24 protein-coding genes and 1 pseudogene are annotated in these 21,472 nt (G+C 71.6%); 8 read left to right on the forward strand and 17 right to left on the reverse strand.

Going from position 1 to position 21,472, the window contains the following annotated elements:
• Positions 1–64 precede the first annotated feature (64 nt).
• Entirely contained in the window at positions 65–277 is a 213-nt protein-coding gene (locus EDC02_RS26825; RefSeq protein WP_123604334.1) for a hypothetical protein, read from the forward strand.
• A gap of 60 nt (positions 278–337) precedes the next feature.
• Here EDC02_RS26825 and EDC02_RS42440 read toward each other — a convergent pair.
• The 9 genes and pseudogenes from EDC02_RS42440 to EDC02_RS26870 all read right to left on the reverse strand — a co-directional run.
• Positions 338–724 (reverse strand): annotated as a pseudogene (locus EDC02_RS42440) (Rv3654c family TadE-like protein); the annotation flags it as partial.
• Positions 721–1,161 (reverse strand): TadE family type IV pilus minor pilin, encoded by a 441-nt coding sequence (locus EDC02_RS26835; protein ID WP_233606308.1) that lies wholly within the window; start codon positions 1,159–1,161, stop codon positions 721–723. The pseudogene EDC02_RS42440 and the gene EDC02_RS26835, both read right to left, overlap by 4 nt.
• Entirely contained in the window at positions 1,158–1,286 is a 129-nt protein-coding gene (locus EDC02_RS41915; RefSeq protein WP_233606454.1) for a DUF4244 domain-containing protein, read from the reverse strand. The genes EDC02_RS26835 and EDC02_RS41915 overlap by 4 nt, the downstream gene beginning before the upstream one ends.
• Before the next feature lie 143 nt (positions 1,287–1,429).
• Positions 1,430–2,113: a type II secretion system F family protein gene (locus EDC02_RS26845; protein WP_370461569.1), complete on the reverse strand. Its 684-nt coding sequence runs from the start codon at positions 2,111–2,113 to the stop codon at positions 1,430–1,432.
• Positions 2,114–2,130: 17 nt separating this feature from the next.
• Positions 2,131–2,886 (reverse strand): type II secretion system F family protein, encoded by a 756-nt coding sequence (locus EDC02_RS26850; RefSeq protein ID WP_233606309.1) that lies wholly within the window; start codon positions 2,884–2,886, stop codon positions 2,131–2,133.
• Between the two features lie 80 nt (positions 2,887–2,966).
• Complete coding sequence (locus EDC02_RS26855) at positions 2,967–4,217, reverse strand: TadA family conjugal transfer-associated ATPase (RefSeq protein ID WP_123604337.1); 1,251 nt, start codon at positions 4,215–4,217, stop codon at positions 2,967–2,969.
• 280 nt (positions 4,218–4,497) lie between these two features.
• Positions 4,498–4,680: a hypothetical protein gene (locus EDC02_RS26860; RefSeq protein WP_123605179.1), complete on the reverse strand. Its 183-nt coding sequence runs from the start codon at positions 4,678–4,680 to the stop codon at positions 4,498–4,500.
• Positions 4,680–4,898: a hypothetical protein gene (locus tag EDC02_RS26865; RefSeq protein WP_123604338.1), complete on the reverse strand. Its 219-nt coding sequence runs from the start codon at positions 4,896–4,898 to the stop codon at positions 4,680–4,682. Before EDC02_RS26865 ends, EDC02_RS26860 begins: the two co-directional genes overlap by 1 nt.
• Positions 4,895–5,080, reverse strand: a complete 186-nt coding sequence (locus EDC02_RS26870) for a hypothetical protein (RefSeq protein WP_123604339.1) — start codon at positions 5,078–5,080, stop codon at positions 4,895–4,897. The genes EDC02_RS26865 and EDC02_RS26870 overlap by 4 nt, the downstream gene beginning before the upstream one ends.
• A gap of 227 nt (positions 5,081–5,307) precedes the next feature.
• Between EDC02_RS26870 and EDC02_RS26875 the strand changes: the two genes are divergently transcribed.
• Together EDC02_RS26875 and EDC02_RS26880 are read left to right on the forward strand one after the other, a co-directional pair.
• Complete coding sequence (locus EDC02_RS26875) at positions 5,308–6,162, forward strand: helix-turn-helix transcriptional regulator (RefSeq protein ID WP_123604340.1); 855 nt, start codon at positions 5,308–5,310, stop codon at positions 6,160–6,162.
• Complete coding sequence (locus EDC02_RS26880) at positions 6,159–6,350, forward strand: DUF397 domain-containing protein (RefSeq protein WP_123604341.1); 192 nt, start codon at positions 6,159–6,161, stop codon at positions 6,348–6,350. Before EDC02_RS26875 ends, EDC02_RS26880 begins: the two co-directional genes overlap by 4 nt.
• A gap of 76 nt (positions 6,351–6,426) precedes the next feature.
• Here the strand turns inward: EDC02_RS26880 and EDC02_RS26885 are convergent, their stop codons facing one another.
• Both EDC02_RS26885 and ssd read right to left on the reverse strand, forming a co-directional pair.
• The gene (locus EDC02_RS26885) at positions 6,427–6,741 is read right to left on the reverse strand and encodes a helix-turn-helix transcriptional regulator (protein WP_148083642.1); all 315 of its coding nucleotides are present in this window, start codon (positions 6,739–6,741) and stop codon (positions 6,427–6,429) included.
• A 185-nt stretch (positions 6,742–6,926) separates the two neighbouring features.
• Positions 6,927–8,018: a septum site-determining protein Ssd gene (gene ssd, locus EDC02_RS26890; protein ID WP_123604343.1), complete on the reverse strand. Its 1,092-nt coding sequence runs from the start codon at positions 8,016–8,018 to the stop codon at positions 6,927–6,929.
• Positions 8,019–8,549: 531 nt separating this feature from the next.
• On the opposite strand from ssd, the gene EDC02_RS26900 reads away from it, so the two are divergent.
• Positions 8,550–9,350, forward strand: coding sequence for an HAD family phosphatase (locus EDC02_RS26900; protein ID WP_123604345.1), 801 nt, complete (start codon positions 8,550–8,552; stop codon positions 9,348–9,350).
• 235 nt (positions 9,351–9,585) lie between these two features.
• Here EDC02_RS26900 and EDC02_RS26905 read toward each other — a convergent pair whose 3' ends face one another.
• Positions 9,586–10,353: an oxidoreductase gene (locus tag EDC02_RS26905; RefSeq protein WP_123605180.1), complete on the reverse strand. Its 768-nt coding sequence runs from the start codon at positions 10,351–10,353 to the stop codon at positions 9,586–9,588.
• Between the two features lie 157 nt (positions 10,354–10,510).
• Between EDC02_RS26905 and acs the strand changes: the two genes are divergently transcribed.
• The 3 genes from acs to EDC02_RS26920 all read left to right on the forward strand — a co-directional run bounded on the left by acs (position 10,511) and on the right by EDC02_RS26920 (position 15,778).
• Entirely contained in the window at positions 10,511–12,475 is a 1,965-nt protein-coding gene (gene acs, locus EDC02_RS26910) for an acetate--CoA ligase (RefSeq protein WP_123604346.1), read from the forward strand.
• Between the two features lie 322 nt (positions 12,476–12,797).
• Positions 12,798–15,173 (forward strand): immune inhibitor A domain-containing protein, encoded by a 2,376-nt coding sequence (locus EDC02_RS26915; protein ID WP_123605181.1) that lies wholly within the window; start codon positions 12,798–12,800, stop codon positions 15,171–15,173.
• A gap of 65 nt (positions 15,174–15,238) precedes the next feature.
• On the forward strand, positions 15,239–15,778 hold the full coding sequence (locus EDC02_RS26920; protein ID WP_123604347.1) for a hypothetical protein: 540 nt from the start codon (positions 15,239–15,241) through the stop codon (positions 15,776–15,778).
• On the opposite strand, the gene EDC02_RS26925 is transcribed toward EDC02_RS26920, so the two are convergent.
• A complete protein-coding gene (locus tag EDC02_RS26925; RefSeq protein WP_148083643.1) occupies positions 15,768–17,003 on the reverse strand; it encodes a C45 family peptidase in 1,236 nt (411 codons plus the stop codon). The genes EDC02_RS26920 and EDC02_RS26925 overlap by 11 nt on opposite strands.
• Before the next feature lie 160 nt (positions 17,004–17,163).
• Between EDC02_RS26925 and EDC02_RS26930 the strand changes: the two genes are divergently transcribed.
• Entirely contained in the window at positions 17,164–18,102 is a 939-nt protein-coding gene (locus EDC02_RS26930; RefSeq protein ID WP_123604349.1) for an alpha/beta fold hydrolase, read from the forward strand.
• Between the two features lie 18 nt (positions 18,103–18,120).
• Here the strand turns inward: EDC02_RS26930 and EDC02_RS26935 are convergent, their stop codons facing one another.
• From EDC02_RS26935 to EDC02_RS26950, 4 genes are all read right to left on the reverse strand, one after another.
• Positions 18,121–18,486, reverse strand: coding sequence for a hypothetical protein (locus tag EDC02_RS26935; protein ID WP_123604350.1), 366 nt, complete (start codon positions 18,484–18,486; stop codon positions 18,121–18,123).
• Entirely contained in the window at positions 18,483–20,459 is a 1,977-nt protein-coding gene (locus tag EDC02_RS26940; RefSeq protein ID WP_123604351.1) for an SseB family protein, read from the reverse strand. The genes EDC02_RS26935 and EDC02_RS26940 overlap by 4 nt, the downstream gene beginning before the upstream one ends.
• A gap of 144 nt (positions 20,460–20,603) precedes the next feature.
• Positions 20,604–20,897 carry a WXG100 family type VII secretion target gene (locus EDC02_RS26945; protein ID WP_123605182.1) on the reverse strand — a complete coding sequence of 98 codons (294 nt, stop codon included), beginning with the start codon at positions 20,895–20,897 and terminating at the stop codon, positions 20,604–20,606.
• A gap of 75 nt (positions 20,898–20,972) precedes the next feature.
• On the reverse strand, positions 20,973–21,290 hold the full coding sequence (locus EDC02_RS26950; protein WP_123605183.1) for a WXG100 family type VII secretion target: 318 nt from the start codon (positions 21,288–21,290) through the stop codon (positions 20,973–20,975).
• Between the last annotated feature and the right edge of the window lie 182 nt (positions 21,291–21,472).

Raw genomic sequence — 21,472 nt, forward strand, 5'->3', positions numbered from 1 at the left:
TTTCTCCTGATCTGGATAGATTAGACGTGGGAGCGCTTCCACCACGCCACCGGAGGAGAACGCCGTGGCCGACACCGTGGCCGACACCGTCGAACTGCTCTACTCGATCGACCCGCAGAACCTCACCGTCGACCAGCAGATCGCCCTGGCCCAGGCGTACGCGGCCCTGGCCCAGGCGGAACGCCTCGAACTGATCCAGCAGCGGCTCTACAACATCCACCAGGTGATTTCCCGCTGGGCCATGCACGCCACCACCGCCGACGGCCCGACCCGCTGACCAGGGGTCGGCCCGCGCGTCGGCGCCCTCCCACGGGTCGGCCCGCAGCGGACCGGCCCGGGCGGTCGCACTCACCGGCCGTCCGACGCCGGTGGCCGGAAGCGGCGTCACCTCGACGGTGACCACGACTTCCAGCCCGTCGACGGTGCAGGCACGCAACCGCCCGCCGTTGCGTCCGGCCACCTCGGCCGCCCGGTCGCAGATCACGCCCTGGCCGGCGAACACCCGGGCGGCACCGGCGAGCGCGGCCAGGTCGGCGGCTACCGAGGCCTGCTGCCGGGCGAGCCGGACCGCACCGATCAGCGCACCGGCCATCCCGGCGGCGACCAGCGTCAACCCGACAGCGAGCAGCCACAGGCTGGCGCTGCCGCGCTGCCCGACGTCAGCCCCGGGCCGGCATGGGCGGCCTGGGTCACGCAGCCCACACTGGCATCGTCGGCCGGTCACCGGTGACGCTCCGGCGGCGATCCAGCGCCGTCACCGCCGCCGACGGCACCGCTGCTTACTGCGCTCCCAGATACACCGGCTGCGGTCCCAGTGACGCCCGGCTCGACCGCAGCGGTCACGGACGCGGTGACCGACGCCGGCCCGAGCCGGGCACCCAACGCCCGCAGCGGTGCCCGGACCGTGACGGTGACCAGGTCACCGTCGACGACCACGGAGACCTCGGCTCCCGGCGGCCCGGCCACGGCTGCCGCGTCACGGTCGCCCCGGGCGGTGGCCAGCGCGACCGACCGTGCCATGTCGAGACACTCGGACTTGGTGACCACGGCGCTGACGGCGGACAGCCCGACCGCCAGCAGCAGGACCAGCGCCGGCAGACCGGCGGCCAACTCGGCGGTGAACGAGCCCCGGTCACCGCCGGCCTGCCGGCGCGGCCTCACCCGAGCGCCCGGTCGATGACCGAGGCGAGGGCGGCCTGCACGCCCTCGCTGGTCAACACCTTGAGCAGGATCCCGGCGAAGGCGACGGCAGCCAGGGTGCCGACGGCGTACTCGGCGGTGTTCATCCCCGCGTCGTCACGCAACCGGCCGGCCAGCTGGGCCCGCCACCGGCCGACCGCCCGCCGTCCGGACACCGTCGTCACTGTCACTGTCGGCGGCACCGCCGCGTCGGGCGGAACCTTCGTCGACCGCATGATGACTCCTTTCCTCAGAGGATGTCGCCGAGGACGGCGACGATCACCGGCACCAGACCGGCGAGAATGAAGGCGGGCAGGAAACACAGCCCGAGGGGAAGCACGATCAGCACCCCGGCGCGGCGGGCCGCCGCCTCGGCCGCTGCCGAGCGACCGGCCCGCAGATCGTCGGCGAGCCTGGTCGCCGCACCGGCGAGGGCGGCGCCGCTGGCCGCAGAGCGGATCGCGGCGGCGGCCAGGCGCTCGCCGCCCGGCACCGCGTCGAGATGCCGCCACGCCTCGGCCGGCTCGGCACCGAGCCGCAGCGCCCGAGCCACCCGGCTCAGCCGGGAACCGAGCGGCCCGGCCAGCGCGTCGGCCACCGCGACCATCGCCTGGTCCACCGGCGCTCCGGCGCGCAGCGCCGCCGCCAGCAGATCGGCGGCCAGCGGCAGGTCGGCTGCCGCGCGCAGCCGCCGACGGCGTACCGACGGTGGCTCGATCCGGCGCAGTGACCGGTCGACACCGACAGCAGTCGCGACGGCCAGCGGCACGGAGAGCCAGCCGCCGCCGATCACCAGCACCGCCACACCGGAAAGCGCCGCGACCGGCCGGACGAGCCGCGACAGGTCGGACTCCGGTGGCTGACTGTCACTGAGCCGGGCGAGCCGGCGACGGGCGGCGAGCGCCGTGACCGGGCGGACCGCCGGCGGCAGCATCACGCGGGTGCCGGCCATCAGCTGGTCGCCTCCGGTGCCCGGTTCAGCCGCTCTGTCCAAGCCAACCCGGCGACCTGCAGGGCCACGGCGGCGAGCGCGCAGGCCGCGCCGATCGGCGTCCGCAACAGCACCGCCAACGGATCCACCCCGATGCTGTAGCCGAGAGCCAGGCCGCCAGCGGGCAGCCCGGCCAGCAGCCAGGCGGTCATCTGCGCACCGGCGGCCTGCGCGGCGGCCGCCTCCCGCGACCGGTCGAACGCTCGGGCGTCGGCTTCGATGCGTTCGATCAGGTCGGCCAACGGCGCACCGGTGCGCTCCGCCAGCCGTACGGCGGCGGTCGACAAATCGGCGAGCCGGGTCGCGGTGGTGTCCGCCGTCGGACCCGGCGACGTCGTCGGCTGCGGCAGCGTCATCGGCCCCGCCGGCAGACCGGCCCGCAGGTCGGCGGCGTGCGCGGCCAGCGCGTCCAACTGCCGTACCCGCCGGTCCCGCCGGACCTTGGCGGCGGCCCGGTTCGCCGCCGTACGCAGGCCGAGCCCCAGGTACGCGGCGGTGATCGCCGCCGCCACCGGCCCGCCCAGCCAGCCGGCGGCGAGCCCGCCGGTGCCGGCGACGGCCACCAGCGCACGGCGCGGATGCCGACGCGCGGCGTTGCCGAGCCACCGTGCCCGGGACCACAGCGCCTGGGACCACAGCCGGACGCTGAACCGAACGGGGGCCGGTGTCGGCGAGTCCGGGGCGCTGTGGGACCGGACCGGGGTCGGTCCGGTCACGGCCAGCAGCCGACGACGGTGTCCCCACGGGCGGCGCAGCCGACGCGGCCAACGCCGGTGCGACGTACCGGGTCGCCGGCTCACCGTGGCCCCCGGCTGTCGAGCACCGCCGGCACCGGTACGCCGCGTTCGACGAGCAACCTGGCCAGGGCCGGGCCGGCCGGCTGCGGACCGGCCCCGCGCCGCCAGGCCGGGGTGACCGTAATCAGCCGCTCCGGCCCGTGCGGGGTGAGCAGACAGATCGCGTCGACGAATCGCCGCCCGGCGAACCGGCGCAGCTGCACGACCACCTGGATGGCGGCCGCGATCTGCGCGTGCAACGCGGCGCGGGGCAGCCCACCGAGCAGCCCCAACGCCTCCAGCCGGGCCGGCACGTCGCTGGCCGCGTTCGCGTGCAGGGTGCCAGCGCCGCCGTCGTGGCCGGTGTTGAGCGCGGCCAGCAGGTCGACGACCTCGGCGCCCCGACATTCGCCGACGACCAGCCGGTCCGGCCGCATCCGCAACGCCTGCCGGACCAACGCACCGAGCCCGACCGACCCGACCCCCTCGACGTTGGCCGTCCGCGCCTGCAACGTCACCACGTGCGGATGCTCCGGCCGCAACTCGGCCGCGTCCTCCACCATCACGATCCGCTCGTCCGCCGGCACCAGCCCGAGCAGCGTGTTCAACAGCGTCGTCTTGCCCGACCCCGTACCACCCGCGATCAGGTACGCCAGCCGCCCCGCCACCACCGCCCGCAGCAGCTCCGCCACCGGAGGATCGACCATGCCGCTGCCGACCAGCTCGGCCAACTGGAACGGACGCTGCCGGAATGTCCGCAACGACAGGTACGGCCCCGTCGCCGCCACCGGCGGCAACACCGCGTGCAACCGGGTACCGTCCGGCAACCGGGCATCGACGTACGGACATCCGTCATCGAGCCGACGCCCACAGGCCGCCGCCAACCGCTGCGCCAACCGACGTACCTCGTCCACGGAACCGACGCCCACCGCCGCCCGCTCCAACCCGGCACCCCGGTCCACCCACACCTGGGTGCCGTTCACCAGAACGTCGGTGACCCGAGCGTCGGCCAGCAACGGCGCCAGCGGCCCCGCCCCGGCCAACTCACCGTGCACCCGGTCGGCCAGCCGCAACAACCCGGCGTCACCCCGCAACGCCGCCCCCGGCTCGGCCCGCACCGCACCGACCACCGACGCCGGCGTCACCGACGTGCCGTCCGCGATGAACCGCTCCCGCACCCGGGCCGCCACCACCGCCTCATCGACGCCCGCACCACCCGGCCACCCGGCGGGCGCGGCGAAACCGCCCGTACGGGCCGACCCGGCCGTCATGACGCCGCCGCCGCACGATCGACCAGGCCCGCGACGTCACGCCGAGGTCTTGCCTCGGCGGTGACGAGCGGCGGGCAGGTGTGGGGAATCGCGGCGGGGTACAGCGGCGGCATCTGAGCCCTCCTACGGCTCGGGGAGCGATGCCGAAACTGTGGACGCTGACGCGGCGTTCGCGCCTGGACGATCAGGCAGGCTGTGGACAACCGACCTGCCTGTGGATAACTCCTCCCGGCCGGAGGTGATCTGCTACGGCGGCCGGGCAGGCAATGAACCGGCAGGGTCAGATCGAGCGGCGTGGCCAGCGCTTGCGGGGGCGCGGCTCCTCCTCACGGTGCTGACGCTTGTGCTCGCGTACCCGGTCCTCCCACGCCTGCTGGTCGTCGTCGGCGGGATCGAACGGGTACCAGCGGTGCGAACCGTCCTCGAAGTGCATGTCCTCGTCACCGGGCCGGATGACCGACATCAGCGCCACCACCCCATGAATCGCCAGTACAGGTAGCCGCTGCGGTCGTCGGCCAGGTCGATCATCGCGTCGAGCAGGCACGTCGCCATGTAGACCGACAGCGACACCGTCGCCCCCGCGTACTCCGCGAGCAGTTCCTGACGGCGGGTGTGACAGGGCCACGGATCCGCGCATCCCGCGCAGGTCCACGCCGGCTGGATCGGGGTGTGGAAGCTCACGCGCCCTCCTTCGGCCAGTGACCCCGGTTGATCGGTATCCGGTGCCGAGCCCGGCAGGGCAGCGCCGCCCCGCACCGACAGACCTGCTGCCACTTGCTCCAGGACCACACCGGCCGGTGTCGCCTGGCCAGAGTCCGTGCGACTGCGACGACGTACGCCTCGTAGCTGACGCGCTGGGTCATCCGCCCCCCCTTCAGTGAGGGGATGTGACGGCCGGGCCTATCGGTCATCCGACCGCCACACCCAGCAACCATGGTTCCCACGAACCATGGTCAATGCAATATTACATTTTAGATGAAACACTTGACGATACTTCACCTAGTGATGTTTCATTGCTGAACGTGGTCGATGGGTGCTACATATCGAGTGCGAATGTCGCCCGGTGTGTAGTCGCGGAGAGGAGAATCCAGTGACGACCGACACCGGCTCGACCGTCCCGAGGCGACAGCTCGGCAGGCATCTACGGCAGCTCCGCGAGGAGGCCCGCATGACCGTGAAGGCTGCGGCCACCGCACTGGAATGGTCGACGCCCAAGATCTGGCGCATCGAAACCGGTGCCACGTCGATGCGGTCCCTCGACGTCGAAGCCATGTGCAAGGTCTACGGAGCGTCACCAGAAATCACCGAGGCGTTGATGGGGCTCGCCAAGGAGACCAGGGCCCGTGGCTGGTGGCACTCGTACGGCGATGCCATCCCCGAGTGGTTCGAGCTGTACGTCGGCCTTGAGTCAGGCGCGACCCGGCTGCGCAAGTACGAGGCGCACCTGGTCCCCGGCCTTTTGCAAACCAAGGCGTACGCGACCCGGGTATACGAGGCCGGACGCCCCGACATGAAGCGCGAGGACATCGACCGAGGGGTCGCCTTACGGCTCGACCGTCAGGCACTGCTGACCCGAGCCACCCCACCCGCGCCGCAGGTCGACATCATCCTCGACGAGGCTGTGCTCCGGCGCGACATCGACGCCGAGCAGCTCAACCTGATCGTCACCGTCAGCCGCCAGCCCAATGTCTCCGTCCGGGTGGTGCCGTTCAGCGCAGGCCTGCACCGCGCCACGTTGGCGAACGGCGCGTTCACCATCCTGGATTTCGACGGCTCCGACGAACCGACGATCATCTACGCCGACGGACTGACCGGCGCCCTCTACCTCGACAAGCCCGCCGAGGCGGCGGCGTACGAGGAGGTCTGGTCAGCCGTCGAGTCCACGGCACTCAGCGAGGCGCAGTCTCGCAAACTCATCGCATCGATCGCGGAGGAACTGTCTTGACCGAACTCGTGTGGAAGAAGAGCACCCGCAGCAACGCCGGCGGGGACTGTGTCGAGGTCGCCAGCCCCAGCCGAGCAGTCCTGGTCCGTGACAGCAAGGACCAGGCCGGACCGGTGCTGTCGTTCACCGCCGATACCTGGACCGGCTTCGTCCAGGGGATCAAGATCGGCCAGTTCGACCACGGCTGACCCCGATGAACGTCTGCCCCTGATCCCACGACCGGACCAGGGGCAGACCCCGGTGTCAGCTCACCCCCACGGCTGTTTAGGCTGCGATGAACTCGACAGCACCGCCGCTGACCTTGATATTGAAATCCATGCCTGTGCCCTTCGACAGCTTGACCAGGGTCGCGATCGACGGAGGCTGATCGCCCGACTCAAGGCGCGCGATCACCGACTGAGTCATCCCGACCTCGCGGGCAAGACCCGCCTGGGTGAGGCCATGTTCCTGGCGGTAGCGCAAGATTCGCAGCGCGACGTCGTTGGCGAACGCTGTGCGGTCCCACTCCGAGCGAAACTCTGGGTCGTGGCGCTGCTCGTCGTGGACTTGGGCCGAGGTCTTCAGATCGGACAGGTTCATCACTCGTCGCCCTTCACTTCAGCTCCAGGAGGTCGGTAGCTCGCGCAGCTCCGCTTCCGCCTCGGGGTGGTAGTAGACGGGCCACGATACCTGAGAAGTATAGCAGAATTGCGATAATGGCGGGTGCCTGGAGGCCGTTTCACCAGAACGTCGGTCACCCGCGCCCGAACCGGCCGAACCCGCCGTCACGACGCTGCCGCCGTACGGTCGACCAGGCCGGCGACGATCCGCTGACACAACTCGGCCAACGGACCCCGGCCCGACGAACCTGGAGCGTCACCGCGCTCCAGCCCTCGGCTGACTCGTGGCTCAGATTGCAGCACCCCGGTCACCGGCAGCCCCAGGGTCCGCCCGATCTCCCGGGCCCGCAGCCGGCCCGGGGCCGGTCCGCGCACGACCAGCGACAGGTCGGTGCAGTGCCGCTGGATGTCGGCGATCACCCGGGCGGTCGCCGCCGTGGCCCGCAACTCGGCCGGGACCAGCACCAGCACCCGGTCGGTGGCGTGCATCGCGGCGATCGCCGCGTCGTCGGGCCGGCGGGGCAGGTCGACGACGACCACGTCCCGCTCCCGCCGGGCCGCGTCGAGCGCGGCGGTCATCGTGGCGGCGGGCAGCGGTAGCGGTTCGCCCCGGTCCCAGGAGAGCAGCCCGAGGTCGCCCCGGCAGGGCAGTGCACCGGCCAGCGCCGACGGGTCGATCCGGCCGTCGCTGTCGGCGAGGGCCGGCCAGCGCAGACCGTCGATCTGCTCCCAGCCGAGGACCAGGTCGAGGCCGCCGCCGAGCGGGTCGGCGTCGACCAGCAGGCTACGCATCCCGAGCCGGGCGGCGGTGACCGACAGGGCACCGGCCAGCACGCTGGCGCCGGCCCCGCCCCGGCCGCCGATCACCCCGATGACAGCTGCGGCCGGCTTGTCGGTGCCGCCGTTGTCGGTGAGGCGGTCGACCAGCCACGGCTCCGCCGCCGGCAGGATCGCGACGTGCTCGGCACCGAGCAGCTCGGCGACCTGCCAGGGCTGGTCCTGGTCGGCCCGGCCGACCAGGACCAGCCGGGGTCGGCGGGGCATTCTGGCCCGCAGGTAGGCGTCCGCCTGGTCGGCACCGATCAGGACGAGCGGGGCGGCGGCCTGCCGGGACCGGGCGGCGGCCGGGTCGGCGGCCAGGTCGACGTCGGTGCCGGCGAGCGCCGCGAGGCGCAGCAGGTCGTCGAGCAGTCGTTCGTCAGCGGTGACGACCAGTGGCAGCCGGCGGGGTGCGGCGGTGCTGGTGCGCGGCGGCATCCGGACCTCCTGCGGTCGGTGAGGGGATGCCGCAACTGTGGGTGCCGACCCGGTGCCGGCGCGTCCACGACGGGGCTGCCTGTGGACAACGGGACTGGCTGTGGACAACGTCAGCGCCGGTCAGCTGATCTGGTAAGTGAGGAGGACCGGGTGGCGGGACAGCGCCGGAAGCTGGAACGCGCCCTGGAATAGCGACGACCCCCGCCGGGGGGAGACGGGGGTCGCCTGGGGTCCGGCTCCGGGGGGGTCGAGCCGAACCCGCTCAGCGGTCACGGGGGGTGCAACCGCCGAGTGTCCTCTGGATGAAGCCTGGGACGGAAAGATAACTGTGTCATGACAAGCATGCCTGAGCAGACCGCCACCCGTCGAGTGGCGTTTTCACCGGGAGTCGCACCGCTGACGGCACAGGACGCAGGTTGGGCCACTCAGGTTCCTGATCGTCGGGTCAGATCCCCGGGGATCCCCGGCGACGGCCGGTGCGCCGGCGCACCGGCCGTCGGCGACGGCCCGCTCCGGCTAGACTGCACCGTCGTGGGCCGCAGCGCCGCTTTTTTTGATCTCGACAAGACTGTCATCGCCAAGTCCAGCGCCTTGGCGTTCGGCCGGCCGTTCTACCGCGACGGGCTGATCACCAGGCGGGACGTGGTCAAGTCGGCGTACGCCCAGCTGATGTTCCGGCTCGGCGGCTCCGACGAGCAGACCATGGCCCGCACCCGCGACTACCTGGCCGCGCTGTGCAAGGGCTGGCAGGTGGAGCAGGTCCGGCAGATCGTCGCGGAGACGTTGCACGAGCTGATCAACCCGTACGTCTACGCCGAGGCGGCGGCGCTGATCGAGGAGCACCAGAACGCCGGTCGGGACGTGGTGCTGGTCTCCGCGTCGGGCGAGGAGATGGTACGGCCGATCGGCGAACTGCTCGGCGTCACCGACGTGATCGCCACCCGGATGGCCGTGGAGAACGGCCGGTACAGCGGAGAAATCGAGTTCTACGCGGCTGGGGCCGCCAAGGTCACCGGTGTCACCGAGCTCGCTGAGCAGCGCGGATACGACCTCGCCGAGTGCTACGCCTACTCCGACTCGGTGACCGACGTACCGATGCTCGAATGCGTCGGGCACCCGACGGTGGTCAACCCGGACCGCCAGCTCCGCAAGCTCGCCACCGAGCAGGGCTGGCCGGTCCTCGCCTTCCGCCACCCGATCCCGCTCGGCCGCAGGTTGCGGGAGCGTCCGGCGGTCCCGGTGGCGGCCGCCGCGTTGAGCGTCGGGGTCGGGGTCGCGATCGGCATCGCCTGGTACGGCCGGCACCGCCGGACAAAGACAGCCTCGGCCTGACCCCGCACCTGCCAAGCGAGATCAGCGACGCGCGACCAAGCCAACAGGCGCGACCTGGGCGAGCCTCTGGTTGGCCTGCGCGAGCCTGATGCCACAGGTGCATATTGATGCACCTGTGGCATCAGGCCACAGCACACATGATGGGCCAAGCCCACGGGCCGAAGGGGATACATGACGGTTTGGACCGGTTCAGCAGGTTACGGAACCGGTCGTCCAGCCGACCCGGTCGCGCGACTCAGGCGTTGGCGAGCACTTCGTCGGCGACCCGGGTCAGCTCCTGGGCACCCAGCTCGACCGCGGTCAGATAGTGCCGCAGCCAGGAGCGGACGCCGTCCGGCGTACCCGTCGCGAAGGCGCCCGCTGAACCCACGTACTCGGGTTGCCGCTCGTGGTGACCGACCTCGACGGCGAGCAGGCCACGCGGGTCCGTGCCGGCCGCGACCAGGGTGAGCCGCGCGGCGGCCCGGGCCACCACCCCGCCCGGCCCGGCGAACGGCCGCAACGCGAGCAGCTCGGCGTGCACCACGGCGGCCAGCAGCAGCGCCGGCACCGAGGTGCCGCCGCCGACCAGCGCGGAAACCCCGTCCAGCCGCAGCGCCGCATCCGGCCCCGGCGTGACGTCGGGCCCGGCGACCGGACGACCCAGCTGATCGGCCGGCACCAGCCCGCGCGCGGCGAGCACGTGCAACCGGGCCAAAACCTGACGGGGGGTACGGGACCAGCGGTCGGCCAGCGCGGGAACCGCCTCGGCCACCCGCAGCGCCCCCTGCACCACCGGATCGGTCACCGTCCCGGCGCGTACGTCGGCGACCGGATGGCCGTGCCCGTCCAACGCGGCACTGGCCACCGCCGAGCGGAGGCTGATCTCGGCCGCCACCGCCCCGCCGTGCCGACGCAGCGCCCGGTGCCGCAACGCGGCGTCGACCTGCTCCCGGGCGCGGTCCAGCGCGGGTGCCACGTCGGCGAGGTCGAGCAGCGGAGCCAGCGGGTCGGTCTCGGTCACCAGCGACACGGTACAAGCTTGGCCGGCTGAACCGCCCGCCGCGCCGGTGTGGCCGCTCGGCGCGCGATGGGTACCCAGGTATCCGCCAAGTCTCGTGCCGGCGGGACGGCGACACTAACCTCGGAGCAAGTCAAGCGACGTGTGAGGAGCCCCACGCATGAGCGAAACGCTGGAGAATCTACTTCAGGAGAATCGTCGGTTCGAGCCGCCCGCCGAGCTGGCAGGGGCGGCCAACGTCACTGCGGCGGCGTACGACGAGGCAGCCGCCGACCGACTCGGCTTCTGGGCGGACCAGGCCCGCCGGCTGCACTGGGCCAAGGAGTGGGACCAGGTGCTGGACTGGTCCAACCCGCCGTTCGCCAAGTGGTTCGTCGGCGGTCAGCTCAACGTCGCGTACAACTGTCTTGACCGGCACGTCGCCGCCGGGGCCGGTGACCGGATCGCCATCCACTGGGAGGGTGAGCCGGGCGACACCCGCACCATCACCTACGCCGACCTGCACCGGATGACCTGCCAGGCGGCGAACGCGCTGACCGACCTCGGTGTGACGGCGGGTGACCGGGTGGCGATCTACCTGCCGATGATCCCGGAGGCCGCGGTCGCGATGCTGGCCTGCGCCCGGATCGGCGCGACGCACAACGTCGTGTTCGGCGGCTTCTCGGTCGACGCGCTCTCCGGCCGGGTACAGGACGCCAGCGCCAAGGTGATCATCACCGCCGACGGCGGCTACCGGCGGGGCAAGCCCTCGGCCCTGAAGCCGACCGTCGACGAGGCGGTGGCCCAGTGCCCGTCGGTGGAGCACGTCCTGGTGGTCCGGCGTACCGGCGAGGAGGTCACCTGGACCGACAAGGACCACTGGTGGCACGAGACGGTGGAGCAGGCGAGCACCGAGCACGAGGCGCAGCCGTTCGACGCCGAACAGCCGCTGTTCATCCTCTACACCAGCGGCACCACGGCCAAGCCGAAGGGCATCCTGCACACCACCGGCGGCTACCTGACCCAGGCGTCGTACACCCATCACGCGGTCTTCGACCTCAAGCCGGAGACCGACGTCTACTGGTGCACCGCCGACATCGGCTGGGTCACCGGGCACTCGTACATCGTGTACGGTCCGCTGTCCAACGGCGCCACCCAGCTGATGTACGAGGGCACCCCGGACACCCCGCACAAGGGCCGGTTCTGGGAGCTGGTGCAGAAGTACAAGGTGAGCATCCTCTACACCGCGCCGACGCTGATCCGCACCATGATGAAGTGGGGCGAGGACATCCCGGCCGGGTACGACCTCAGCTCGCTGCGGCTGCTCGGCAGCGTAGGTGAGCCGATCAACCCGGAGGCCTGGATGTGGTACCGGGAACACATCGGCGGCGGCCGGTGTCCGATCGTGGACACCTGGTGGCAGACCGAGACGGGCTCGATCATGATCTCGCCGTTGCCCGGGGTGACCGCCACCAAGCCGGGCAGCGCGATGACCCCGCTGCCCGGGATCAGCGCCGACGTGGTCGACGACCAGGCCGAGTCGGTGCCCGACGGCGGCGGCGGCTACCTGGTACTGCGTGAGCCGTGGCCGTCGATGCTGCGCACCATCTGGGGCGACGACCAGCGGTTCATCGACACCTACTGGTCCCGGTTCGACAAGATGTACTTCGCCGGTGACGGGGCCAAGAAGGACGCTGACGGGCACATCTGGCTGCTCGGCCGGGTGGACGACGTGATGCTGGTCTCCGGGCACAACATCTCCACCACCGAGGTGGAGTCGGCGCTGGTGTCGCACCCGTCGGTGGCGGAGGCCGCCGTGGTCGGCGCCACCGACCCGACCACCGGTCAGGCCATCGTCGCGTTCACCATCCCGCGCGGCAGCGCGGACATCGCTGGCGAGGCCGGCGAGGCGCTGATCCAGGAGCTGCGCAACCATGTGGCGCGTACGCTCGGGCCGATCGCCAAGCCCCGCCAGATCATGCTGGTGCCGGAGCTGCCGAAGACCCGCTCCGGCAAGATCATGCGCCGGTTGCTGCGGGACGTCGCCGAGAACCGGTCACTCGGCGACGTGACCACGCTGCAGGATTCCACCGTGATGGAGCTGATCTCCTCCGGCATGCAGGGTGGCAAGTCCGACGACGACTGACGTCCGCCGCCGGCGGTGGCGCGGTCCCGGCGGTGGCGCGGTCCCGGCGCACCGCCGGCTGTGGACGATTCGAGGCCGGCCCGGTCGCTTCGGCGGCCGGGCCGGCCATTTTTCACGCCGTGATCGTTGTGACATATCAGGGCGTTCCAGCCGGGAGCGTGAAACAAATCGACGCATTGACCTTCACAGGGGTTCCCTCGGGTGACTAGGTTCACGATGGCCCCAACAACGGGGGCCACATCATCCGGAGATCGTGCCGCCCTCACCCAAGTGGCGGCGTTGATTCCCCCGAACCGGAGGTATCCAGGTGCGCAAAGTCATGGTGGGGATGCTCACCGTGTCGCTCGCCTCGGGCATGGGCTTTGCTCTACCCGCGACGGCGATGGCCGCACCACCGGTGGACGCACCGGTGGCGGCTCCTTCCCGGGCCGAAGCCCCGAGCGACGACCTGCCCAACCCGCTCGGCGAGAAGCGTCGTGAACTGCGCGAACGCGCAGTGAGCGAAGTAGTCAGTGGCCGACTCACACCGGAACGGCGGGGCGCGAGCACCGTCGCGAAGGTCGGTGAGACGTCGGGCACCGGCATCGCCGGCCGGGCTGCCCGTGGTGGTGCCGGTTCCGGCAAGGACCAGTACGTCGAACTGGAGCGGGAGACCACCGACCGGATCTTCGTGATCCTGGCCGAGTTCGGCAACGAACGGCACCCGGCCTACCCCGACGTGGACAGCAATCCGAACTGGGACGGCCCGGCCCGGTTCGACGGACCGCTGCACAACGAGATCCCCGAGCCGGACCGGACGGTCGACAACACCACCATCTGGCAGGCCGACTACTCTGCGGAGCACTACCGGGACCTCTACTTCGGCGCCGGTGAAGGCGTCGAGTCGGTCAAGACCTACTACGAGACCCAGTCCTCCGGGCGGTACAGCGTCGAGGGCACCGTCACCGACTGGGTCAAGGTCCGCTACAACGAGGCCCGGTACGGCCGGGACCTCTGCGGCGGCAACGTCTGCAGCAACGTCTGGCAACTGCTGCGCGATGCCTCCAACCAGTGGGTCGCCGACCAGCAGGCGCTCGGCCGTACCGACGAGGAGATCGCCGCCGAGCTGCGTGAGTTCGACAAGTGGGACCGGTACGACTTCGACGGCGACGGCGACTTCAACGAGGCCGACGGCTACATCGACCACTTCCAGATCGTGCACGCCGGTGGCGACCAGGCCGACCGTGACCCGTGGCAGGGTGAGGACGCGATCTGGAGCCACCGCTGGTACGCCTTCGCCACCGACATCGGGCTGACCGGCCCGGCGCAGAACCCGGCCGGTGGCACCCAGATCGGCGACAGCGGGCTGTGGATCGGCGACTACACCATCCAGCCGGAGAACGGCGGGCTGAGCGTCTTCGTCCACGAGTACGGCCACGACCTGGGCCTGCCGGACGACTACGACACCTCCGGCGGCGGTGACAACAACAACGAGCACTGGACGCTGATGGCGCAGAGCCGCCTCGGTGCCGCCACTGACGGCGGGATCGGCGAGCGCCCCGGTGACCTCGGTGCCTGGAACAAGCTGCAGCTCGGCTGGTTGGACTACGAGGTGGTGGTGGCCGGGCAGAAACGCACCCTGCACCTGGGTCCACAGGAGTACAACACCAAGCGGGCCCAGGCGGTCGTTGTCGTGCTGCCGAAGAAGGAGGTCACCACCGAGCTCGGCGAGCCGTACGCCGGTGAGATGCAGTACTTCTCCGGCAACGAAGACGACATGAGCAACACGATGACCCGTGAGTTCGACCTCGCCGGTGCCTCGACCGCCGCACTGTCGATGAAGGCGCGTTACGACATCGAGGACGACTACGACTACCTGTACTTCCAGGCGTCGGCGGACGGTGGGGCGAGCTGGACCTCCCTCGAAGGCACCGTCAACGGCGTCCCGTACGGCACCGACGGCAGCGGCACCCCGGCGATCGACAGCTCGACCGGCGGCCAGTGGGTCGACATCAACGTTCCGCTGGACGCGTACGCCGGGGACGCCGTACTGGTCCGGCTGCTCTACCGCACCGACGGCGCGGTGGCGTACGGCGGCTTCTTCGGTGACGAGATGACCGTGACCGCCGACGGCTCGCCGATCTTCACCGACGGTGCCGAGGGCGACGGCGGCTGGGACCTCGACGGTTGGACCACGGTCGGGGCCAGCGTGACCGCCGACTACGACAACTACTACATCGCCGGGCACCGGTCGTACGTCTCGTACGACCGCTACCTGGAGACCGGCCCGTACTACTTCGGGTACGCCGACACCAAGCCCGACATGGTGGACCACTACGCGTACCAGGAGGGTCTGCTGATCTCGTACTGGGACACCTCCCAGGTCGACAACAACACCAACGTGCACCCGGGTGAGGGGCGCAACCTGTACATCGACTCGCGGCCGCGACCGATGTACAACCTGACCGGCGCGCCGTGGCGGGCCCGGGTCCAGGTGTACGACGCGCCGTTCAGCCTCAAGAAGGCCGACGGGTTCACCCTGCACATCAACGGCGAACCGCACTGGGTACGCGGCCAGGCGGCGCAGCCGCTGTTCAACGACACCCGGAAGTACTTCTACGAGGAACTGCCCAACCACGGGGTGAAGCTGCCCGCGGTCGGCGTGAAGATCCGGGTGGTGTCGGTGGACGGCACCACGATGAAGATCCGGATCTCCTGACCCGGCGGTGACGCGGTCCCGGCCGGCCGGTGGAACTCCGGCCGGCCGGGCGGCGTCCAACCGGCATGGCAGTACCGAAGCTGATCCGACAGTCAGCCTCCCGGGCCGTCGCCGCCACGCTGACCGGCATGGTGCTGATCGCCGTCGCCGGTTGCGAGGGCGGCGGCCGCACGTCAGGAGCACCGATGCCGGCGACCCCGGACGCCTCGCAGCACGAACCGGACGCCCCGCAGAGCGGATCCGACAGTCCGGATGCCCCGCAGGGCGGATCCAACGGACCAGCGACACCGGCACCGACACCGACCGAAACGCCCGGCCTGTCCCGGACCGAACCGCCGACGCTGCCCCGACCCGGGACACCACCGAAGACCCCGTCCGACCTGATCACCGGCGACTGGCTGGTCGGTACGGTGACCCGGGGTGGCACCGGACCCTGCTACGGGCTGGTCACCGACGACGGGACCGAACACGCGCTGTACGGCGATGACGGCACCGCGCTCACCCAGCACACCCGGATCCGGGTGAAGGTGGCTCCGCTGCGGATCCGGATCCACTGCGGGCCGGGCCAGCACTGGCAACTGATCCGGGCGGAGGTCATCCGGTGACGCCGTCGGCCAACTCCAGCCAGTGGTAGTCGTGCCGGCACGGCGGGCCGGCGGCCAGCCCCAGCCGGCGGGCGTCCAGGTCGATCAGCACCGAGTAGACCGTTTCCGCCTGGTCCGCCGGTGCGTCCCGCTCGTCGAGATGCCGACAGATCGCCAACGGCAGACCCAGATGATCATGGAACACGTCGGCCAGGTCGCCCAGGCTCAACGGCCCACCGGCCGCCCGTTCGACCAGTAGCCGGCGGGCCCGCGCCGCCCGGAACATCGACGAGCCGCCGAGGTTCTTCGTGGTGTCCCGTACCGGCAGGGCCGTCTCCAGGTGGTTCGCGTGGGTGAGCACGCCGTCCACCGGGTGGGTCCACCCGACGTCACCGGGGACCACCTCCAGGTCGAGCAGTTCCCCGCCGGCCGGGCCGGCCTGGCCGAGCAGCAGGTTGATCGACGCGTTCCGGGGCGTACGGCAGGCCACCCGGGTCGCCTGCCCGAGGCTGCCGGCTTCCAGCACCGCGCGCAGCAGCACGTGGTACGGCACCCCGGGCGATCGGCCCGGCGCCAGCCCGTCCCGGTCGCTGCCCAGCATGTTGATGCAGACCGCGAGCCCGGCCGAGTTCAGCCCGGCCTTGGCGAGCATGCCCGCCTCGGTGAGGGTGAGCACGGTCAGTCCCCGCTCGTCCGTGCTCCGCAGCAGCACCATGGTGTCCCGCTGGTCGGGATGCCAGTCCCAGTTCTGGCCGACCAGCAGATGGCCGTCGGCGGTCCGCGAGCCGAGCACCCCGGCCGCCGTACAGCCGCCGGCCGAACCGTCCGGACCAACGTCGCCGCCGCGGCCGGAATCGGAGCCGGCATCGGTGGGGTCGCTGGGCGGCGGGTCGGCCGCCGTCCGCCCGGTGCCGTACAACAGTTCAGTACGGGCATTCAGCGCGTAGACCTCGTCGACGTGCACCCCGGCTCCGCCGGCCACCGCGTCGAGCGCCTCGACGATCCTCGGGTGGGCGGCCCGGCTGGCGTTGCGGAAGGTGCCACCGGCGATCCGTACCGCCGACCTGCTCAACCCGGCCTCGTCGCGAAACCGCCGCAGGTAGTGCTCGATGTTGCGGGCGATCACCGACGCCGCCGCCGCACCGTAACCGGCGCCGTACTCGGCCGGCGGCCCGGCGACGCTGATCAACGGGACGGGTGGCGGTTGGGGGTTGCCCGGCGCGGGTCCGGCAGCATCGTCGGCCATCCGGCAACCGTATCGCCGCCCGGCCGGGTCCGCCGCCAGCGGCGGAAGTCCGCCACCCCCGGTGGACCACCCTGAGCCCACGCCGGTGACCACCCTGAATCAACCTCTATTGTTTGCCCAGGCCGGATACGGTGGTGCGGGGCCGGCCTACGCTGTCGCCATGGCAGAACGTGGCAGGACAGCGGGCCCGGTCGACGAGTCCTGTGTGCTCATCAAGGGCCCCTGGGAGCACCGGTACGTCGGTGCCAACGGCAGCCGGTTCCACGTGGTCGAGGCCGGCACCGGCCCGCTGGTCCTTTTCCTGCACGGCTTTCCCGAGTTCTGGTGGGCCTGGCACGAGATGCTGCCGGCGGTGGCCGACGCCGGTTACCGTGCCGCGGCGGTCGACATGCGCGGTTTCGGCGCGAGCGACAAGCCGCCGCGCGGGTACGACGGATACACGCTGGCCGCCGACGTCACCGGCATGATCAGGGCGCTCGGCGAGCGTTCGGCGGTGATCGTCGGCGCCGGTTTCGGCGGCATGATCGGGTGGACCGCCGCCGCGTTCCACCCGAGGATGGTGCGCCGGCTGGTCGTCATCGGGGCCGCCCACCCGCTGCGGCTACGCTCGGCGATCTTCACCGACCCGCGTGGGCAGGCCGCCGCCTCCACCCCGTCGCTGCGCTTCCAGTTGCCCCGCTACGAACACGTGCTGACCCGCGACGACGCGGCGATGATCGGTGGGTTCCTCCGCCAGTGGGGTGGGCCGACGTGGACCGGCGGAGCCCGGTTCACCGAGTACGAGCAGCTGTGCCGGACCGCGATGCGGATCCCGCAGGCGTCGTTCTGCGCGCTGGAGGGGCACCGCTGGGCGTTCCGATCGCTACTGCGGCTGCACGGCTACCGTTTCGTCAAGCTGTTGCAGGAGCCGCTGGTGACGCCGACGTTGCAGCTGCACGGAGCGCTGGATCCGGCGGTGCTGCCCCGGACGGCGCAAGGCTCCGGGCGGTACGTGATCGCCCCGTACGAGTGGCGGCTGCTGGACGAGGTGGGGCACTTTCCGCACGTCGAGTCGCCGGAGGTGGTGCTCGGCGAGGTGCTGCGCTGGGCCAAGAGCTGACCAGCGGCCCGGGTCGGGTCAGACTCGGTGCTCGCGCAGCTCGGTCACCTCGTTGGCCGCCGCCCAGCCCTGGTAGACACCGAAGTCGAACTCCTCCAGTCCGAGCGACTGGGCGACCGGGGCCCGACCGCCGGTGTACTCGACCCGCAGCCAGCCGTCGTGCTTGGCGAGCACGACGAACGGCTGGCCGTGCCAGGTGCAGGTGGTACGGACGTACGCCAGGTCGTCGACCTCGGACATCGGCACCACCCGGACGTACCGGCCGGAGCGGATCGCGGTGAAGCCTTCGCCCTCCGTCGGCTGGTAGATCCGCACCTCGTCGCCGGCCGGGCTGGCGTCGTACTCCTGCCCCTGCCAGCGGGCGACGTAGCCGTCGCGCATCATTCCTCCTTGACCCGCTGCCAGGCGGTCTCGTCGGCGTCCAGCCGGGCGATGAGCGTCCCGGTACCGTCCGCGCCGAGCCGCCACAGCTGCGAGCCGTGCGGCAGCCGAATCCCGTCGACCTTGAACTCGGCCACGACGTCGCTGCTCTCCCCGGGGGCGAAGCCGTTGCCACGGAACGGCGAGCGCTCGATCACCCAGCCTTCCATCGCCCGCATGGCGTTCTCGTTCTGCCCGCCGTAGGGGATCCGGTAGAGGCTCGGCCGGTAGGCCGGCCACCGCAACACGAAGATCTCGTCGGCGTCCGGGGCGAACGGTGACCCGGCGTAGCCGAGCCCGAGTGCCGCGTACAGCTTGGCTGGGGTGTCCAGGTGAGCGACCTCGGCGGCGCGGTGCACGAACCCCGACACCCGGTCGTAGCCACGGTCCAGGTAGTAGCCGACCTGGCTGGCGGCGACGGTCTTCTGCATCGTCGTCGGCTGCCCCGGGACGTCCTGCCCGCTGGACACGGCCGGCTTCGGCGCGGCCGACGTGCCGGGTTGGGGTTCGGCCGGCTGTTCGACGTCGGCTTCCTCGTCTCCCAGCCCGACTTCGGCCGCCCAGCTGGCCAGGCCGACGATCTCGGTGCCGGGCAGCTTCGCGCCGACCGGGGTGCCGGGGTTGATGACGAACGACCACTGCGGGTCCGGCCAGCGGCGGATCAGCTGGACGAACTTCACTTCGACGGTCTCGACCGGGGTGTCGAAGTGATCCGCGATCCGCTCCGGCGAGGTGAACACCACGACGAACGTACCGTCGGCGGCGGCCTCGGTCCGCCAGGTGAAACCCTCGTCGCCGGGTCTGGAACCGGCCGCGGACGATTCGGAGACCGGCAGCAGCACCTTGGCGAGCAGCAGGGTGGACAGGAACGAGTTGCTGCCCCCGCCGCCCGCCGCCGCGACCAGGTCCCGCTCCACGTCGTTGGCCGGCTCGAAGGCCGGCCCGGACGCCGGCTCGACCGACGGACCGAGATCTGGCTCGACCGACGGACCGAGGTCTGGCTCGACCGACGGACCGAGGTCTGGCTCGACCGACGGACCGAGGTCTGGCTCGACCGACGGACCGGACGGTGGTTCGGTGGCCGGCCCGACGACTGGGTCGCCGGCCGCGCCGGGCTGTTCCACCGCTGGTGGCGGGTCTTCGGTGGGCGGCGCGGGAGTCGGCACCCGGCGGGGCAGACCGCCGGCCGACAGCCCGGCGGTCGCGCCGGCCGGGGATCGGGTCGAACCGTACGGTGGCGGCGAGCTGGACGACACCGGACGGGCGGTCGGCGGCGCCGGGTCGGCGGCCGCGTTGTCCGGGTGCGGCCACTGACCTTCCGGAGCCGGAGTGGTCGGCGCCGGAGTGGTCGGCGCCGGCGGTGGGCTGGCAGCGGCGGAAGCTTCGGCGGCGTACTGGGTGGGATGCCGGCCATGGTCCGGCGGTGGCGCGTGCCCACCGTCGACGAAGCCGGCACCGCCGGGGTGGCCAGCCGGTCCGGGGACGGTGGCGGTCGCGCGGGCCCGAGCGGCGGCATCGGCGCGGCCCTCGGACTGGCCGCCGCGGTTCGGCAGTCGCGCGTCTCCGCGGGCCAGCTGGGCGACGAACCAGGCCGGCAACCAGCCTTCGATCGGCAGACCCGGGTTGACCGCCAGCCACCACTCCAGGTTCGGCCAGGTGGCGGCCAGCTCCGCGAACGTCACCCGACGGGCGGAACTGCCGCTGTCACCAAGGCAGGCGTGCAGGGTGACCGGCGAGGTGAATGCGAGAACGTGGGTCCGCCCGTTCGTGGTCCAGGTGCCCCAGCCCATCGGGGCCTGACCGGCCAGGGCCTGAGCCGAAACCGGGAGCAGCAACTCGGTGCCGGCCAGCAGTTGGAAGTAGAGCTCCTGGTCCTGACGGAGCAGGGCGTCACGCATCGCGGCCTCGATCTCGGTGGCCGGTTGCCAATCGGTCACGGCCGACCCCCCTTTCCACCGGACAGGCCACACGCGTCCGGTACAACCTACAAGGTGGTGCCACGATCACAACGGCCGGCGGACGCCTTGCAGATCAACTCATCTGAGAAAATACTTCGCGTAGTCGAGAGGACACGATTCGGCTCATCGGAACAGGTCCGCGTTGCGCCGTTCGGTGCTCAGATAGTCGGCGGCCGACTCGTCGACCGCGACCTTGATCTCCCGCAGCAGGGCCTGGAGATTCTGCGCCGCGCCGCGCCACCGGTCCTGCCGCTGCTCGTACGCCTGACGGGCCGCACCGTCCCAGGTCGCTACCAGTGGCGCAGCCTCCCGCTCCACCTGGTGCAACTGCGACCCGAGAGTACGCAGCGCCTGCCCGATGTCGGCGCTGGCCTGTTGCAACGCCCGGAAATCCACCACCAGCTCGCCGTCGGCCAACTTGGTCACCTCCTCTGTGTCATACCGCCGCGCCGCCCGCCAGGTCGTCCCGAGGCGGCAGGCCGCCGGGCCGGCTCAGAGCGGCAGCTCGATCCGTCGCCCCGCCCGGGTCACCCGGTCCGCCGCCGCGACGTCCGTCGCCTGGTACTGCGTCCCCGCGGTACGGATCGCTCCGGCCGTCTCGCGCAACGCCCGGTGCAACGCCGCCTGCTCCCTGGCCCACCCGGCTGTGACCTGCTCGAAGGATCGGCCACCGGCACCACGCCAGGCGTGCTGAAGCACCTCCAACCGCTGCAGCAGACCGCGCAGCATCGCATCGAGCTCCTCGTCGACCTGGTCGAAACGGCTGGCTGCCCGCTGCATGACCGCCAACTCGGCTTGCGTCTGCGACACGCTGTGGCCCCTCTCGGTCCCGGTCCGCCCCGGTGCTCTCCGCCCCGGTGCTTCCCGCGCCGGACGGTGCCCGCTCACCCCGCCGTCGACGGCGGTGAACGTCACCTCGCCGACCGTAGTCGGGTCGGCCCGTCGCCGCTGCCCCGGACTCGTCCGCTGTGGATAACGGCTCGGTTGCGGTG

The sequence above is a fragment of the Micromonospora sp. Llam0 genome (genome assembly GCF_003751085.1).
Classification (GTDB): Bacteria; Actinomycetota; Actinomycetes; order Mycobacteriales; family Micromonosporaceae; genus Micromonospora_E.